The 15,347-nt window shown below is 73.6% G+C and carries 14 protein-coding genes; 8 read left to right on the top strand and 6 right to left on the bottom strand.

The window, feature by feature from the left end:
- Window positions 1-23: 23 nt before the first annotated feature.
- Entirely contained in the window at window positions 24-422 is a 399-nt protein-coding gene (locus tag RM844_RS00375; RefSeq protein WP_311663312.1) for a MerR family transcriptional regulator, read from the bottom strand.
- Between the two features lie 101 nt (window positions 423-523).
- Here RM844_RS00375 and RM844_RS00370 point away from each other — a divergent pair, with 101 nt between their 5' ends.
- Both RM844_RS00370 and RM844_RS00365 read left to right on the top strand, forming a co-directional pair.
- Window positions 524-1,096: a hypothetical protein gene (locus tag RM844_RS00370; RefSeq protein ID WP_311663310.1), complete on the top strand. Its 573-nt coding sequence runs from the start codon at window positions 524-526 to the stop codon at window positions 1,094-1,096.
- Window positions 1,093-1,653, top strand: a complete 561-nt coding sequence (locus tag RM844_RS00365) for a DinB family protein (protein ID WP_311663300.1) — start codon at window positions 1,093-1,095, stop codon at window positions 1,651-1,653. The genes RM844_RS00370 and RM844_RS00365 overlap by 4 nt, the downstream gene beginning before the upstream one ends.
- Window positions 1,654-1,669: 16 nt before the next feature.
- Here the strand turns inward: RM844_RS00365 and RM844_RS00360 are convergent, their stop codons facing one another.
- On the bottom strand, window positions 1,670-2,002 hold the full coding sequence (locus RM844_RS00360) for a deoxyxylulose-5-phosphate synthase (protein WP_311663294.1): 333 nt from the start codon (window positions 2,000-2,002) through the stop codon (window positions 1,670-1,672).
- 177 nt (window positions 2,003-2,179) lie between these two features.
- Here RM844_RS00360 and RM844_RS00355 point away from each other — a divergent pair, with 177 nt between their 5' ends.
- A complete protein-coding gene (locus tag RM844_RS00355; protein WP_311663292.1) occupies window positions 2,180-3,142 on the top strand; it encodes a phosphotransferase enzyme family protein in 963 nt (320 codons plus the stop codon).
- A gap of 58 nt (window positions 3,143-3,200) precedes the next feature.
- Here the strand turns inward: RM844_RS00355 and RM844_RS00350 are convergent, their stop codons facing one another.
- From RM844_RS00350 to RM844_RS00335, 4 genes are all read right to left on the bottom strand, one after another.
- Window positions 3,201-5,018, bottom strand: a complete 1,818-nt coding sequence (locus RM844_RS00350; RefSeq protein WP_311663290.1) for a glycoside hydrolase family 2 protein — start codon at window positions 5,016-5,018, stop codon at window positions 3,201-3,203.
- A 122-nt stretch (window positions 5,019-5,140) separates the two neighbouring features.
- On the bottom strand, window positions 5,141-5,974 hold the full coding sequence (locus RM844_RS00345) for a carbohydrate ABC transporter permease (protein ID WP_311664283.1): 834 nt from the start codon (window positions 5,972-5,974) through the stop codon (window positions 5,141-5,143).
- Window positions 5,975-6,093: 119 nt separating this feature from the next.
- Window positions 6,094-7,038, bottom strand: a complete 945-nt coding sequence (locus tag RM844_RS00340; protein WP_311663288.1) for a carbohydrate ABC transporter permease — start codon at window positions 7,036-7,038, stop codon at window positions 6,094-6,096.
- Window positions 7,039-7,075: 37 nt separating this feature from the next.
- The gene (locus tag RM844_RS00335; RefSeq protein WP_311663285.1) at window positions 7,076-8,422 is read right to left on the bottom strand and encodes an extracellular solute-binding protein; all 1,347 of its coding nucleotides are present in this window, start codon (window positions 8,420-8,422) and stop codon (window positions 7,076-7,078) included.
- A 211-nt stretch (window positions 8,423-8,633) separates the two neighbouring features.
- Here RM844_RS00335 and RM844_RS00330 point away from each other — a divergent pair, with 211 nt between their 5' ends.
- The 5 genes from RM844_RS00330 to RM844_RS00310 all read left to right on the top strand — a co-directional run bounded on the left by RM844_RS00330 (window position 8,634) and on the right by RM844_RS00310 (window position 15,266).
- Window positions 8,634-9,728, top strand: coding sequence for a LacI family DNA-binding transcriptional regulator (locus RM844_RS00330; RefSeq protein WP_311663283.1), 1,095 nt, complete (start codon window positions 8,634-8,636; stop codon window positions 9,726-9,728).
- Between the two features lie 148 nt (window positions 9,729-9,876).
- Entirely contained in the window at window positions 9,877-11,364 is a 1,488-nt protein-coding gene (locus RM844_RS00325; protein ID WP_311663281.1) for a glycosyl hydrolase, read from the top strand.
- Between the two features lie 179 nt (window positions 11,365-11,543).
- Window positions 11,544-12,815, top strand: coding sequence for a CaiB/BaiF CoA transferase family protein (locus tag RM844_RS00320; RefSeq protein ID WP_311663279.1), 1,272 nt, complete (start codon window positions 11,544-11,546; stop codon window positions 12,813-12,815).
- 8 nt (window positions 12,816-12,823) lie between these two features.
- Window positions 12,824-13,966, top strand: a complete 1,143-nt coding sequence (locus tag RM844_RS00315; RefSeq protein ID WP_311663277.1) for an acyl-CoA dehydrogenase family protein — start codon at window positions 12,824-12,826, stop codon at window positions 13,964-13,966.
- Window positions 13,967-14,051: 85 nt separating this feature from the next.
- Window positions 14,052-15,266: an acetyl-CoA C-acetyltransferase gene (locus tag RM844_RS00310; protein WP_311663274.1), complete on the top strand. Its 1,215-nt coding sequence runs from the start codon at window positions 14,052-14,054 to the stop codon at window positions 15,264-15,266.
- Window positions 15,267-15,347 lie beyond the last annotated feature (81 nt).

The following is a 15,347-nucleotide window of genomic DNA, read 5'->3' as shown; positions in this document are numbered from 1 at the left end:
CCGAGACCGTCACCGCCGGGCGGTCAGTCGGGGTGCCGCCCGGCCACCGCGGCCTCCACGGTGGCCGCGTGCTCGGCCAACCGGTCGCGGACCGCCTCCAGGCGCGCGATCAGCTCGTTCAGCGTGCCGAGCCGGGCGTGGATGGCGCCCAACTCGCCCTGGCAGTGCGCGGCACGGGCCGGCGGCGTGTCGAGACAGCCGCTCTCCAGGTGCGGCCTGATGTCCTCGCTGGTCAGGCCGACGTCGAGCAACTCCTTGATGGCGGCCGCCCGGTTGATCGCCAACGCGTCGTACACCCGGTAGCCGTTGGGCAGCCGCTCGGGCGCCAGCAGCCCCTGCTCCTCGTAGTGGCGCAACGCGCGGGGGCTCGCGCCGATGTGTGCCGCCAACTCCCCGATGCGCATGCTCCGGCCGTCCCGCATGGCTCGATCCTAGGGCCGGACTGGACCTGGCCGGGGCGGCGGCCGCTGTCAGTGGGTGGGAGTACGGTGAGTCACGACCGAGATCGACGGGGGGCCATTCGATGCGACTGCGACGCTGGTTCGCCGGAGCCGAGCACGCCAACATCGGCGTGCTGGTGGCGCTGTGGCTGGTGTGCGCGCCGGTGGCGTGGTTCTTCGTCCAGCTGGCGCAGGACGTGCCGATCCACCAGGGGCGGGTGCTGGCCGCCTCGTTCGGCTGGGCCGGCGAGCCGGGTCAGGTGACGATCAGTGACCGCGAGGAGGTCTTCGAGGGCGGCGGCCGGGGCGGCGGCAGCAAGCGCACACATTGCTTCGGCACCTTCACCCCGGCCGACGGCTCGGCGCCGCTGCCGGACCTCCGCGTACACATAGGCAGCTGCGAGCTGGAGAGCGTCGCCGACGCGCGGCTGATCCGCGCCGACCACGGCAGCTGGCTGCTGCCCAACGAGACGGACCAGGCCTACGCGGGGGGCAGTTGGGGCAGACCGCTGGTGCTGCTGCTCTTCATGGGGACCTTCACCCTGATAGTCGGTGTCCCCTTCGTGCTCTGCGCCGTACTCTTCCCACTCATGCTGGTCCTGGCGCTCCACCGACGGCGCCGGGCCGCCAGCGCGGACGAGGGGAGCAGCATGTGACCGACCAGCCCACCCGCTGGACCAGTGCCACCGTCCACCCCGACATGTGGGTCGACCCGGACGACGACCCGCGCGACAGCGACGGGCCCAGCCCGGACGGCGAGTTGGCGACGCTCCAGGACTTCCTGACCAACTACCGCCTGACGCTGCGGATGAAGTGCGAGGGCCTGACCCCGGAGCAGCTGGCCCGCCGCTCGGTGCCGCCGTCCACGATGTCGCTGCTCGGCCTGCTCCGCCACCTCGCCGAGGTGGAGCGCGACTGGCGCAACTGGATCACCGACGACGATCCGCTGCCGCCGCTGTACGACGCGGACGACGGCGACTTCCGGGGCGCCGTCGCCGACCAGGCCGTGGTCGACGCGGCGTACGAGGCGCTGGCCCGCGAGCAGGCGGCCACCGACGCGGCGCTCGCCGAGCACCAGGACCTGGGCAGGCGGCTGGGCCGGGACGGCACGGCCGTGCGGGAGTTGCTGGTCCACCGCATCGAGGAGTACGCCCGCCACTGCGGCCACGCCGACCTCCTCCGCGAACGCGTCGACGGCCGGGTCGGGCAGTAGCGGGTGGGTGGGGTGGTCAGGGCAGTTCGGGGCGGGTCAGGGCGCGGCTGATCGGTTCGCCGGTGCGGTGGGCGTGGGCGAGGCGTTGGCGGATCTCGCGCGGGGTGCGGGGGCGGAACCCGGGCCCGTCGCAGCAGCCCATGTGGAAGCCGACCCCGGCGTTCAACAGCGCGGTCAGCGCCCGCCAGGCGGCCACGTCCCGCCGCGGCGGCGCGGCGAACGCGGAGCCGGCGTGCAGCAACGGCCCCGCGCAGCGGGGGCAGACGCGCTGCCGCTTCGGACCGTAGGGCTGCTTGTAGGCGGCCCGGCAGGGCAGGCAGACGTAGGAGGTCTTCGCGTGGCCAGACATGCCCGCCACCCTAGGGCCCACCCCCGCCCACCGGCAGTGGCTTTCCGCGCCGGGTGGTGGGCCGCTAGGGTCGGCGGCGTGAGGTGAGTGCCCGGCGACGCGCTCCGCGTCGCGCGCAGCGGTCCGATTCCGCCGCCGCTCCCGGCGGCTCCTTCGTCGTTCCCGGAGACGCTCCCCATGTCATCGCCACCGTCCTCGTCAGTCCCGTCGTCCTCGCCCGCCGGGCCGGTGCCCGGCCGGCGCCGGTTGCGCGCCGCGCTGGCCGACCACTGGGGTCTGTCGGACCCCGAGGTGTCCGCGCTGCCCGGCGGCATGAACTCGATCACCTGGCGGGTGGTACACGGTGGCCGGGTATGGGTGGCGAAGGCCGTTCCGGACGGGCCCGGGGTGGGGTGCTTCCGGTACGGGCTCGACCTCGCGGCGCGGGTGGAGGCGGCGGTCGGCGTGCCGACCGGGACACCGGTGCCGGCCGGCGACGGCCGCCACACGGTACCGGTCTCCGGTCACCGACTGGCCCTGCTGCGCTGGGTTTCGGGCCGGGAGCTGACCGGTCGGGGGCCGGCCGAGCACGCCTTGTTGGGCGCCACCCTCGGTCGGGTGCACCGGGCGCTGGGCACCGAACGGGTCACCGCGACGGCGGCCGGCGCGCGCTTCGACCTGCTGGCCGGGCTGGCCGATACGGCCGTGTTGACGGTCCGCCGGTGGCTGCGCCCCGCGGTGGAGGCCGCGGTGGAGCGGCTGTTGGCGCTCCGTCCGGAGACCCTGACCTGGGGCCCGGTGCACGGTGATCCGGCGCCCGAGCACTTCCGGCTGGACCCGGCGACCGGCCGGTGCGGGCTGATCGACTGGGGCGCGGCCGGCTCGTGGGTGCGGCTGTACGACCTGGCCACGGTCGTGATGGACGCCGGCGGCCCCGAGCGGGCCCGGCCGTTGTTGGCCGCCTACCTGCGTGCGGGCGCGCTCACTCCGGGCGAGGTCGACCGGGGGCTGGTGCCGCTGTTGGACTTCCGGTACGCGGTCAACGCGCTCTACTACGCGGACCGGATACTCCGCGCGGACCACACCGGGCTGACCGACCCGACGGGCAACGAGGAGCGGTTGGCCGACGCGCGCCGCTGGCTGCACCGGTCGGCCCGCTAGCCGAGGCCGCCCGCCCCCGGCCCGGCGCGAGCCGGGGCCAGGGGGCGGGGCGGCCGGGTCAGTCCTGTTCGATGGCGGCGGGGCGCTGTTGGGCCTGGCGGACCCGGTCCACGTCCAGCTTGGTGGTGCGGTCGAAGCGGTAGACGCCGTTCTGTTCCTGGAAGACGTCGGTGAGTTGGGTGTAGCAGTAGCCGAACATGTCGGGGTCGTCCAGCAGCACGCCGGTCAGCCCGGCGAAGCGGAGCTGGAACGCCTCCTCGTCGCGCGGCCGGTCGCCGTAGCCCCAGGACTCGGCGCGGTCGTCGCCACGGGCCTCGGCCGCGGTCTCCGGGCACCACCAGATGCCGCCGAACTCGCTGACGAAGTACGGCTGTCCGGCGTACGGCAGGGACCAGGGCCGGGCCGGGTCGTGGTGGTTGGTGTGCGGCTCGCCGCGGCTGAGCCCGCCGACCTGTTCGGCGAAGGCCGCCGGGTCCTGCTCGTAGTTGTGGGAGTCCCAGATGTCGGTCTCCGGCACCCGGTGGGAGTAGCCGGAGGCGTCCAGCACCGGCCGGGTGGTGTCCATCGCCTTGGTGGCGAGGAACATCCCCCGGGTGATGACGTCGAGTTGGCTGATCCGGTCGCTCAGCTCCTGGAAGGTCTCGTTGAGCGGGCACCAGCCGACGATCGACGGGTGGGAGTAGTCGCGTTCCACCGCCTCCAGCCACTGCGCGACGTAGGAGGCGTCGGGCTGCTGGCGGTCGTCCGGCCGGCCGCCGAGGTTGCAGCCCCAGTCGCCGAACTCGCCCCAGACCAGGTAGCCCAGCCGGTCGGCGTGGTAGAGGAAGCGCTCCTCGAAGACCTTCTGGTGCAGGCGCGCGCCGTTGAAGCCGGCGGCCATGGCGAGTTCGATGTCCCGGACCAGCGCCGCGTCGCTGGGCGCGGTCATCAGGCCGTCGGGGTACCAGCCCTGGTCCAGGACGAGGCGCTGGAAGACCTTCCGGCCGTTGAGGGTGACGGCCTTGCCGTCGATGCCGACCGAGCGGAGCCCGGCGTAGCTCGCGGCGCGGTCCAGCACGGTGCCGTCGGCGTCGAGGAGTTCGAGGGTGAGGTCGTAGAGGTGCGGATCCTCGGGGCTCCACTCGCGGCGCCGGTCGGCCGGCACGGGGAGGTACAGGCGGGGGGCCAGGTCGAGGTCGGCGCGGGCCTCGGCGGTGGTCACCTCGCCGGCGGCGTCGCTGAGCCGGGCGCGCACCCGGTGGCCCGGCCGGTTGCCGGAGAGCGGCAGCTCCAGGTGGAACGCGGAGCCGGCCAGGTCGGGGGTGATCCGGGGCCGCTTGAGGTGGTCGGCGGCGACCGGCTCCAGCCAGACGGTCTGCCAGATGCCGGTGGTCCTGGTGTAGTGGCAGTCGGTGTTGGCGTACCTGATGGCCTGCTTGCCGCGCGCCTGCGGCCCGTGCTTGGGGTCCCTGGCGCGCACCACCAGGGTGAACTCCTCGCCCGGCCGGGCGAGTTCGCCCAGGTCGGCGGTGAAGGGGGTGAAGCCGCCGCGGTGCCGGGCGACCTCGGTGCCGTTTACCCAGACGGTGGTGTCGTAGTCGACGGCCTGGAAGTGCAGGTGGACGGTGCGGCCGGCCCACTCGGCGGGGACGCCGACGGTGCGCCGGTACCAGACGGCTTCCAGGAAGTCGGTCTCGCCGACGCCGGACAGCTCCGACTCCGGGCAGAAGGGGACGGTGATCTCGCCGTTGAGGTCACGTTCCAGCAGTCCTCGGTCGATACCGCTGTCGCCGCGGTCGAGTTCGAACTGCCAGGTGCCGTTGAGGTTGAGCCAGTCGCCACGGACGAACTGCGGCCGCGGGTACTCGGGCCGCGGGATGGCGGAGGGGGTAGGCACAGGAACTCCCGTGAGATGGGTGGTTGCGCGCGGCGAGGTTCCACCGCGCGCGGGTCTGGTGCCGCGGGCGACGGCGGCCCCGGGGCGGCTGCCCCGGGGCGTGCCCGCCGCCGCCCGGCTTCTCAGGTGCCGCCCAGGCCCGTGGTGGCCACGGACTTGACGATGCGGCGCTGGAAGAAGAGGAAGACGAGGATCAGCGGCGCGGCGGCCAGCAGCGCGCCGGCCATGTTCTGCGCGTACACCACGCCGTAGGCGTCCTTGACGGTGGCCAGGCCGACGGGAAGCGTCATCAGGTCCGGGTCGTTGGTGACGATGAACGGCCACAGGAAGTTGTTCCAGGCCCCGATGAAGACGAAGACGGAGACGGCCGCGACGATCGGGCGGGACAGCGGCAGCACGATCGACCAGAAGACCCGCAGCTCGGAGGCACCGTCGATGCGGGCGGCCTCCTCCAGTTCGCGGGGGATGGCGTCGAAGAACCGCTTCAGGATGAAGACCATCATCGGCGCCACCACCTGCGGCAGGATCACCGCCCAGTAGGTGTCCACCAGGTCGAGCGCCAGCATCTGCTGGAAGAGCGGCACGATCAGCAGCTGCGGCGGGACCATGATCGAGGAGACCGTGACGGCCAGCAGCAGCCGGCGCCCGCGGAAGGTGCCGCGGGAGAGGCCGTAGGCGGCCAGCGTGGAGACGGCCACGGTGAGCACGGTGACCAGGGTGGCGATCAGCACGCTGTTGAACGCCCAGACGGGTATGTTGCCGCGGTCCAGGATGGTGCGGTAGGACTCCAGCGTCAGCGCGCCCTTGATCGGGTTGAGCCCGGGGCTGGCGACGTCCTGCTCCTGCTGGAAGGAGGTGGCCAGCGCCCAGACGAACGGCGTCAGCCAGAGCGCGGCGAAGACCACCAGCGCGCCGCCGGCCAGCACCCTGGGCAGCCGGCCGTGGCCCAACAGCAGTGCGGAGCCGGCCTGTTCCTTCGGCTGGCGGGGCCGGCGCGGCCCGCGCGGGCCGTAGCCGCGGCCGGGCCCGGGCCGGGTGGAGAGGCGGGATCGCGTGGTCGTGGCGGCGGACACGGTCAGCCCTCCTGACGCGGGATGAACCGCAGCTGGGCGATGGAGACGATGATGATCAGGGCGAAGAACAGGTAGGAGATCGCGGAGGCGTAGCCCAGCCGGTAGCCGGTGAAGCCGACGTCGTAGATGTACTCCAGGATCGGCCGGGTGGAGTTGTTGGGGCCGCCCTTGGTCAGGATGTAGATCTGGTCGAAGACCTTCAGCGAGGCCAGGATCTGAAGCATGCCGACCAGCACGGTGATCCGGCTGAGCTGCGGCAGCGTGACGGAGAACAGCCGCCGCCAGGCCCCGGCGCCGTCCAGCGCCGCCGCCTCGTAGAGCTGGTCGGGGATGGACTGGAGGGCGGCCAGGTAGAGCAGGAAGTTGAAGCCGACCGTCCACCAGACGGTCAGTGCCGCCAGCGACCACATGGCGACGTCCTCCTCGGCGAGCCAGCCGACCGGCCCGATGCCGAGGGAGTCCAGCAGCTGGTTGGCCATGCCGAGGTCCGGCTGGTAGAGCCAGCTCCAGATGATGGTGACGACGCTGACCGGCAGCAGGAACGGCGCGAAGAAGGACAGCCGCCACACCCACTGGCCGGCCAGCCCGGTGTGCACCAGCAGCGCCATGGCCAGCGCCAGCACCACCAGCGGGACGACGGTGATCACGGTGAAGAAGAGGGTGTTGCCGAGGCTGCTCCACACGTCCGGGTCGCCGAACGCCTCGACGTAGTTGTCGAAGCCGACGAAGTCCGTGCCGGCCATGGTGAGCGACTCGTCGGTGAAGCTCATCCAGATGCCGTGCACGATCGGCCAGATCATGAAGAGGCCGAAGACGGCCACAAACGGCAGCACGAACAGCCAGCCGGTGGACCGGGCGCGGCGCCCGACCCCGGTGGCGCGGGGGCCCGGCCGGTCGGCCGCCGGGCCGGAGTCGGCCGCGGTGGGCCGCGAAGCGGTGGTGCTCACGTCACAGGCTCCTTGTCTCGCGCACGCGACGGCGCGCTCACGCGACCGGGTTGGGCTGGTCGATCATGGCGGCGGACTGGTCGACCATCTGCTGGACGGCCTGCTCCGGCGACATGTCGCCGATCAGCGCCGAGGACATCGGCTGGGTCATCTGGTTCTGGAAGTTGGAGCCGGAGCCGGTGAACCAGGACGGCGGGTCGAGCACCGCGACCTCGGCGGCGTCGGCGTAGGAGGCCTGCGGGTCGAGGTCGGCGTACCGCTCGTCGGCGATCACCGGCTGGTAGGCGGGGATGTGGCCGGCGCTGGCCCAGGTGTAGCTGTTCTTCAGCATGGTGGCGACGAACCGGTGCGCCTCCCGCCGCCGGGCCTGGTCGACCCGCTCCTGGCGGGGTAGGACGTAGGCGTGGGAGTCGGCGTGCACGGCGGGTTGGCCGAACAGGTTGGGGAACGGCGCCGCGCCCATCGGCCGGCCGGTGGAGCGCACGTTGGGCAGCTCCCACTCGCCGCAGAAGATCATCGCGCCCCGGCTGCCCTGGAAGGCGGCCATCGCGCCGAAGTAGTCGAGGGAGTTGGGGTTGGTCCGGCCGTCGAACAGCTCGGTCATGAAGGTGACCACCCGCACCGCGGCGTCGAAGTCCACCCGCGGCTCGCCGCCGTCCGGCAGCTCCCAGGTGGCGCCGGTCTGCGCGTACAGGCCGTTGAAGAGCCGCCAGCACTGGGCCTGGTCGGCGACGTGACCGAAGAGGACGCCGGAGCCGCCCTGTTCGGCGGCGAGCGCCGCGCTGGCCTCGATCATCGCCTCCGGGGAGCCGAAGGGGGCCAGCTCGCCGTCGCTGTCGAGCAGTCCGACCCGGTCGGCGATCTCCTTGTCGTAGAAAACGATGAACGGGTGGGTGTCCAGCGGGATCGCGTAGATCTCGCCGTCCCAGCCGGCCCGCTCCCAGACCGCGGGGGCGAAGTGCTGCTCGGTGACGCCGAACTCGGCCAGCAGGTCGAGGTCGAAGGGGTCGAGCAGGCCGCCGGGGGCGTAGGCGGCCAGCCGGGAGAGGTGGAGCACGGCCACCTCGGGGGCCCGGCCGCCGGCCGCCGCCATGGCGAGCTTGGTGTAGTAGGAGGGGCCCCACTCCAGGATGGTCCGGTCGATGGAGAAGGCGTCCGGGCCGCTGCCGACGGCGGCGAGCATCTCGTCCATCAGCACACCGTCGCCGCCGGAGAACAGGTCCCAGACCCGCAGCGTGGAGGAGTCGGAGGGCGCCGCCGGGGAGGCGCAGCCGGCCAGCAGCCCGGGGGCGACGGCCGCGCCGGCGCCCGCCAGACCCCAGCGGAGGAAGCCCCGCCGGCCCAGCCGCGCACGGCCACCATGTCCGGAATGATCAAAGCTCATCGCGCACCTCTCCGACCCGACGCTGGGTTGTTGGTACGTCTTACATCGATGTAACAAGTTGTGTAAAGAGGTCGTAACGCGTCTCTTTCTGTTGGGGATTGGTGACTCCTGGGTGGGCTGGGCCGCTGTTCGGCCGGCCGGTCAGCGGCGGCCCGTTCGTTCGACCGGTCGGCCACCCCGGGTACGATCGTCGCGGCTCAGGGAGGTCGGGGTGGCGAGGCCCAGGATCAAGGACGTGGCGCAACGCGCGGGGGTCTCGGAAAAGACCGTCTCCAACGTCATCAACGACTACGTCCACGTCTCCGACCGCACCCGGCGGGTGGTCCGGGAGGCGATCGACGAGCTGGGCTACCGGGTCAACCTCGCCGGCCGGCACCTGCGGCGCGGCCGCACCGGCATCATCGCGCTCGTCGTCCCCGAGCTGGACCTGCCCTACTTCGCCGAGCTGGCCAACCTGATCGTCGCGGAGGCCGGCCGCAACGGGCTGACCGTGCTGGTCCACCAGACCAGGGCGGACCGGGAACAGGAGCTGGCCGCCCTGGACGGCTTCGGCTCGGACTTCGCCGAGGGGGTGATCCTCAGCCCGCTGGCCCTGGTCGAGGACGACCTGCGCGACCGCCGGGGCAGCCTGCCCACCGTGCTGCTGGGCGAGCGGCTCAGCGCCAGCTCGGCCGACCACGTGGCGATCGACAACGCCGCCGCCGCCCGGGAGGCCACCGAGCACCTGCTGGCGCTCGGCCGCCGCCGGCTGCTGGTGGTCGGCGGCCGGGACGGCGACAGCACCGGCACGGCCGAGGTCCGCACCCGCGGCCACCGGGCCGCGCTGGCCGCCGCCGACCTGCCGTACGATCCCCGACTGGTGCGCCCCGTCACGCAGTTCGCCACCCCGCACGGCGCGGCGGCGGTGCACGCGGCGCTGGCCGCCGGCCTGGCCCCGGACGGGGTGCTGGCGCTCAACGACCAGATGGCGATCGGCGCGATCCGCGCCCTGCACGAACACGGCCTGCGGGTGCCGGGCGACGTGGCGGTGGTCGGCTTCGACGACGTGGAGGCCGGCCGGTACAGCGTGCCCACCCTGACCACCGTCGCGCCGGACAAGGCGGCCATCGCGGCGGCGGCCGTGGCGGCGCTGGTCCAGCGGATCGCCGAGGCCGGCGCCGGCGAGCCGGTGGCGGCCGACGGCGACGGGCCCCGGCCGGCGGTCCGGCGCCGCCAGCCGCCGCGGGAGCGGCTGGTGCCGCACCGGCTGGTGGTCCGCGAGTCCACCGCCGGCGCCCCGGCGTCCACGGTCCGCCCGGACGCCTGACCGGCCGGGCCCGCGCCCCCGCGGCGCGCCCGTTCCGTCCTGTTGACACCCACCAACTCCCAAGCTCAAATGAACATTTGGGAGCGCTCCCGCACACCATTCGAGCCGCGGCCGGGCATCGCCCGCCGGGACAGGGAGCCGAAGACAGATGAGATTCCGAGGAGTGCCGCGCGCGGGCCTGGCCGGCCTGGCCGCCGCCGGCCTGCTGGTCATCACGGCGGGCGCGCCGGGCGCCACGGCCGGAACACCGGAGCCGACCGCCCAGGGGGAACCGGCGCCGACCGTCGAGGTCTACGAGGCGGAGGACGGCGAACTGGTCGGCGTGCAGGTCGAGTCGACCGCCCCCGGCCACTCCGGCACCGGCTACGTGACCGGCTTCGACCAGGAGTCCGACCAGGTCACCGTCACCGTGCCGGACAGTCCGGGCGGGCTCTACGAGCTGACCGTGCACTACCGCGCCCCCTACGGCCAGAAGAACGCCGTGCTGGAGCTGAACGGCACCGGCATGGGCGAGATCACGCTGGCCGCGACCGAGGAGTTCACCGCCCTGCCGGCCGGCAAGACGCTGCTCCAGGAGGGCGACAACACGCTGACCGTGCGCAGCGGTTGGGGCTGGTACGAGATCGACGCGATCAGCCTGGCCCCGGCGCCCGAGCCGCCCCCGCACCAGGTCACCGGCGAGCCGGTCAACCCGGACGCCACCCCCGAGGCCAGGTCGCTGCTGCGCTACCTGACCGACCACTACGGCGAGCACATCCTGAGCGGCCAGCAGGACATGGCCTCCATCGAGTGGATCGAGGAGAACCTCGGCACCACGCCGGCCGTCGCCGGCCTGGACCTGATGGACTACTCCCCCAGCCGGGTCGAGCGGGGCACCGTCGGGGTGGACGTGGACCACGCGCTGGAGTGGGACGAGCGCGGCGGGATCACCACCTTCGTCTGGCACTGGAACGCGCCGTCCGGGCTGATCGACGAGCCGGGCAGGGAGTGGTGGCGCGGCTTCTACACGGACGCCACCACCTTCGACGTGGCGGCGGCGCTGGCCGACCCGGAGTCGACCGAGTACGGCCTGCTGCTGCGCGACATCGACGCCATCGCGGTCGAGTTGACCCGGCTGCGGGACGCCGGCGTCCCGGTGCTGTGGCGCCCGCTGCACGAGGCGGAGGGCGGCTGGTTCTGGTGGGGCGCGCACGGCCCCGAGCCGGCCAAGGAGCTGTGGCGGATCATGTACCAGCGGCTGACGGAGGTCCACGAGCTGGACAACCTGCTGTGGGTGTGGAACTCGGTCGACCCCGCCTGGTACCCGGGGGACGACGTGGTGGACATCGTCAGCGCCGACTCCTACCCGGCCGCCGGCGACCACGGGCCGGTCAGCGCGACCTACGACCGGCTGGTCGAGCTGGGCCAGGACCAGAAGCTGGTGGCCCTCACCGAGGTCGGCCCGATCCCGGACCCCGACCTGCTGGACGCCTACCGGGCGGACTGGAGCTGGTTCGTCACCTGGTCCGGTGACTTCCTGACGGACGGCGTCTGGAACTCCAGGGAGCACCTGGAGCACGTCTACCAGCATCCCCGGGTGATCAACCTGGACGAGGTCGGCGACTTCAAGCACCACGGGGAGCCGGCCGACGAGTAGTCCGGCGGGTGGTCCGGCCCGGCGCCCCCGCCGGCCGGCCGCCGGCCGACCCACGGGGCGGGCCGGGCCGCGTTCCCTCGAACGTGGTCCGGCCCGCCTTGCGTCGCGACCCTACTCGTCCGTAACATCGCGGGACCAGGCGGCGTCGCGGCCGCCGTCCGCCGAGTCCGGGGAGCCTGATGACCGACCCGATGACCAGCCGGAGCACGGGCGTTGGGCCGCTGGCCGGGGTGCGGGTGCTGGAGCTGGCGGCCCTCGGGCCGGCGCCGTTCGCCGGGATGCTGCTGGCCGACCTCGGCGCCGACGTGGTCCGGGTGGACCGGCCGGGCGGGCAGCCGATGGCCGTTCCGCCGGCGACGGACGTGACCAACCGCAACAAGCGATCGGTGCTGCTGGACCTCAAGGCGGCCGACGGCAAGGCCACGGTGCTCGACCTGGCCGCGCGGGCGGACGTGCTGCTTGAGGGGTTCAGGCCGGGCGTCGTCGAGCGGCTCGGCGTGGGCCCGGAGGCCGCGCTGGCCCGCAACCCACGGCTGGTCTACGGGCGGATGACGGGCTGGGGGCAGGACGGCCCGCTGGCCGCCAGCGCCGGGCACGACATCGGCTATCTGGCGACCGCCGGCACGCTGGGCCTGATCGGCCCGGCCGGCGGCCCGCCGGCGATCCCGGCCAACCTGCTGGGCGACTACGCGGGCGGCGCGCTCTACCTGGTCAGCGGGGTGCTGGCGGCGCTGCGGCACGCCGAGCGCACCGGCGAGGGCCAGGTGGTGGACTCGGCCATCGTGGACGGCGTGGCCCATCTGGGCGCCATGCTCTGGGGGTTGCTGGGCGCCGGCCTGTGGCGGGACGCCCGGGGGACCAACCTGCTGGACGGCGGCTGTCCCTACTACGCGGTGTACGCCACGGCCGACGGCGGCTGGATGGCGGTGGGAGCGCTGGAGGAGCGCTTCTACGCCGAGTTCGCCCGGCTGCTGCCGCTGCCGGCGGACGCCCCGGACCGGGGGGACGTGACCCGCTGGCCGGAGCTGCGGGCGTTGATCGCCGAGCGGTTCGCCGCCCGGAGCCGGGCCGCGTGGACGGCGCTCTTCGAGGGGACGGACGCCTGTGTGGCGCCGGTGCTCTCGCTGCGCGAGGCGGCGGCCCACCCGCAGCTGGCGGCCCGCGGGACGCTGGTGACCGCGGACGGGCTGACCCAGCCGGCGCCCGCGCCCCGGTTCTCCCGGACGCCGGGCGCGCTGCGCCGGCCGCCGGCGGAGCCGGGCGCGCACACCGCCGAGGTGGCCGCCGACTGGGACGTCGCCGGCCTGCGCGGGCCGGGCGCGGCCGGGGCTGGCGACGGGGCCCGGCAGCCGGGCGGGGCACCGGCCGGCGGCGGGGTCGGTGGCGGAGGCGGCGGGGTCGGTGCGCGGGCCGGCGCGAGGCCGGACAGCCGGGAGACGACGGGGAGTTGAGGGCGGAGATGCGTCGGGAGATCTTCGAGCCGGAGCACGAGGCGTTCCGGGAGACGGTCCGCGCCTTCGTGGCGCGCGAGGTGACGCCGCACCACGAGCGGTGGGAGCGGGCCGGGGTGGTGGACCGCTCGGTGTGGCGGGCCGCCGGCCGGCAGGGGCTGCTGGGCTTCGCCGTGCCGGCGGAGTACGGCGGCGGGGGCAGCGACGACTTCCGGTTCGCCACCGTGCTGGCGGAGGAGTTCGCCAAGGCCGGGGCCACCGGTCCCGGCTTCCGGGTGCACAACGACATCGTGGGGCCCTATCTCACCGAGTTGGCCACGGACGAGCAGAAGCGTCGTTGGCTGCCTGGTTTCTGTTCGGGTGAGACCATCGCGGCCATCGCGATGACCGAGCCGGGGGCCGGTTCCGATCTCCAGGCGATCCGCACCAGCGCGGAGGACCGGGGCGACCACTTCCTGCTCAACGGCGCCAAGACCTTCATCTCCAACGGGATCCTGGCCGACCTGGTGGTGGTGGCCGCCCGGACCACGCCGGAGGGCGGCGCCCGGGGGCTGAGCCTGCTGGTGGTGGAGCGCGGCATGGCCGGCTTCGAACGCGGCCGGAACCTGGAGAAGTTGGGGCTGCACGCGCAGGACACCGCCGAGTTGTCCTTCACCGACGTGGTGGTGCCCAGGGAGAACCTGCTGGGCGAGCGGGACCGGGGCTTCGCGCAGCTGATGGCGCGGCTGCCGCAGGAGCGGCTGACCATCGCGGTCGGCGCGATCGCGGTCGCCGAGGCGGTGCTGGCGAGCACGGTGGCCTACGTCCGGGAGCGGGAGGCGTTCGGCAGGCCGCTGGCCAAGCTCCAGCACGTCCGCTTCCAGCTCGCCGAGCTGGCCACCGAGTGCGCCGTGACCAGGACCTTCGTCGACCGCTGCGTGCTGGAGCACAACGCCGGCGGGCTGGACACCACGCATGCCTCGATGGCCAAGTGGTGGTCGACCGAGCTGGCCAACCGGGTCACCGACCGCTGCCTGCAACTGCACGGCGGCTACGGGTACATGACCGAGTACCCGGTGGCCAGGGCGTTCGCCGACAACCGGGTCGGCACGATCTTCGGCGGCACCACGGAGATCATGAAGGAGATCATCGGCCGCTCCCTGCTGGACTGACTCCCCGGGCCCGGGCCCCTTCGTTCCGCGTGTCTCCCCCATCCCCCCGCCGCCCCCGCGCGGCCCCGCAGAAAGGACAACGACGTTGAGCAGCGACGCCTTTGTCTACGAAGCCATCCGCACCCCGCGCGGGCGCGGCAAGGCGAACGGTTCACTCCACGAGGTCCGGCCGGTGGAACTGGTCGTCGGGCTGATCGACGAGATCCGCCGCCGGTTCCCCGGGCTGGACCCGGCCGCCATCGACGACATCGTGCTCGGCGTGGTCACCCCGATCGGGGACCAGGGCGCGGACATCGCGCGGACGGCGGCGCTGGCCGCCGGGCTGCCGGACACGGTGGCCGGGGTCCAGGAGAACCGCTTCTGCGCCTCGGGGCTCGAAGCGGTCAACCTGGCGGCGGCGAAGGTCCGTTCCGGCTGGGAGGACCTGGTGCTGGCCGGCGGGGTCGAGTCGATGTCGCGGGTGCCGATGGGCTCGGACGGCGGCGCCTGGGCGCACGACCCGATGACCAACTACACCACCGGCTTCGCGCCCCAGGGCGTCGGCGCCGACCTGATCGCCACCGTGGAGGGGTTCAGCCGCCGCGACGTGGACGCCTACGCCGCCGAGTCGCAGGCCAGGGCGGCGGCGGCCGCGAAGGACGGCCGCTTCGACCGCTCGGTGGTGCCGGTGCTGGACCGCAACGGGCTGGTGGTGCTGGACCGGGATGAGCACCCGCGCCCGGGCACCACGGTCGAGTCGCTGGGCCGGCTCAAGCCGTCGTTCGCGACCGTCGGTGAGCTGGGCGGCTTCGACGCGGTGGCCCTGCAGAAGTACCACTGGCTGGAGCGGATCGACCATGTGCACCACGCGGGGAACTCCTCCGGCATCGTGGACGGCGCCTCGCTGCTGCTGATCGGCAACCGGGAGATCGGCGAGCGGTACGGGCTGCGGCCCAGGGGCCGGATCGTCTCGGCGGCGGTCTCCGGCTCGGAGCCGACGATCATGCTGACCGGGCCGGCGCCGGCCAGCCGCAAGGCGCTGGCCAAGGCCGGGCTGACGGTGGCCGACCTGGACCTGGTGGAGATCAACGAGGCGTTCGCCGCCGTGGTGTTGCGCTTCGTGCGGGAGCTGGCGCTCAGCCCGGAGATCGTCAACGTCAACGGCGGCGCCATCGCGCTGGGGCATCCGCTGGGCGCCACCGGCGGGATGATCCTGGGCACGCTGCTGGACGAACTGGAGCGCCGGGACGGCCGCTACGGGCTGGCCACACTCTGCGTGGGCGGCGGGATGGGAGTGGCCACCGTGTTGGAACGCCTCTGAGCAGGACGGCCGCGACCCGCCCCCTTCCCGTGGTCGCCTTGCGTCCGCTCGCCCCACCCGCCCACCGTCCCGTGCCCCACG

This window comes from Streptomyces chisholmiae (assembly GCF_031845445.1).
Lineage (GTDB): Bacteria > Actinomycetota > Actinomycetes > Streptomycetales > Streptomycetaceae > Streptomyces > Streptomyces chisholmiae.
Note: the sequence above shows the minus strand (reverse complement) of the source record. Positions and strands in the feature narration are given on the sequence as shown.

Excerpts from the sequence above, each read along its gene's own strand:
- RM844_RS00375 (WP_311663312.1), bottom strand. The coding sequence starts at position 422 with ATGCGGGACGGCCGGAGCATGCGCATCGGGGAGTTGGCGGCACACATC.
- RM844_RS00370 (WP_311663310.1), top strand. The coding sequence starts at position 524 with ATGCGACTGCGACGCTGGTTCGCCGGAGCCGAGCACGCCAACATCGGC.
- RM844_RS00360 (WP_311663294.1), bottom strand. The coding sequence starts at position 2,002 with ATGTCTGGCCACGCGAAGACCTCCTACGTCTGCCTGCCCTGCCGGGCC.
- RM844_RS00355 (WP_311663292.1), top strand. The coding sequence starts at position 2,180 with ATGTCATCGCCACCGTCCTCGTCAGTCCCGTCGTCCTCGCCCGCCGGG.
- RM844_RS00335 (WP_311663285.1), bottom strand. The coding sequence starts at position 8,422 with ATGAGCTTTGATCATTCCGGACATGGTGGCCGTGCGCGGCTGGGCCGG.
- RM844_RS00325 (WP_311663281.1), top strand. The coding sequence starts at position 9,877 with ATGAGATTCCGAGGAGTGCCGCGCGCGGGCCTGGCCGGCCTGGCCGCC.
- RM844_RS00320 (WP_311663279.1), top strand. The coding sequence starts at position 11,544 with ATGACCGACCCGATGACCAGCCGGAGCACGGGCGTTGGGCCGCTGGCC.
- RM844_RS00315 (WP_311663277.1), top strand. The coding sequence starts at position 12,824 with ATGCGTCGGGAGATCTTCGAGCCGGAGCACGAGGCGTTCCGGGAGACG.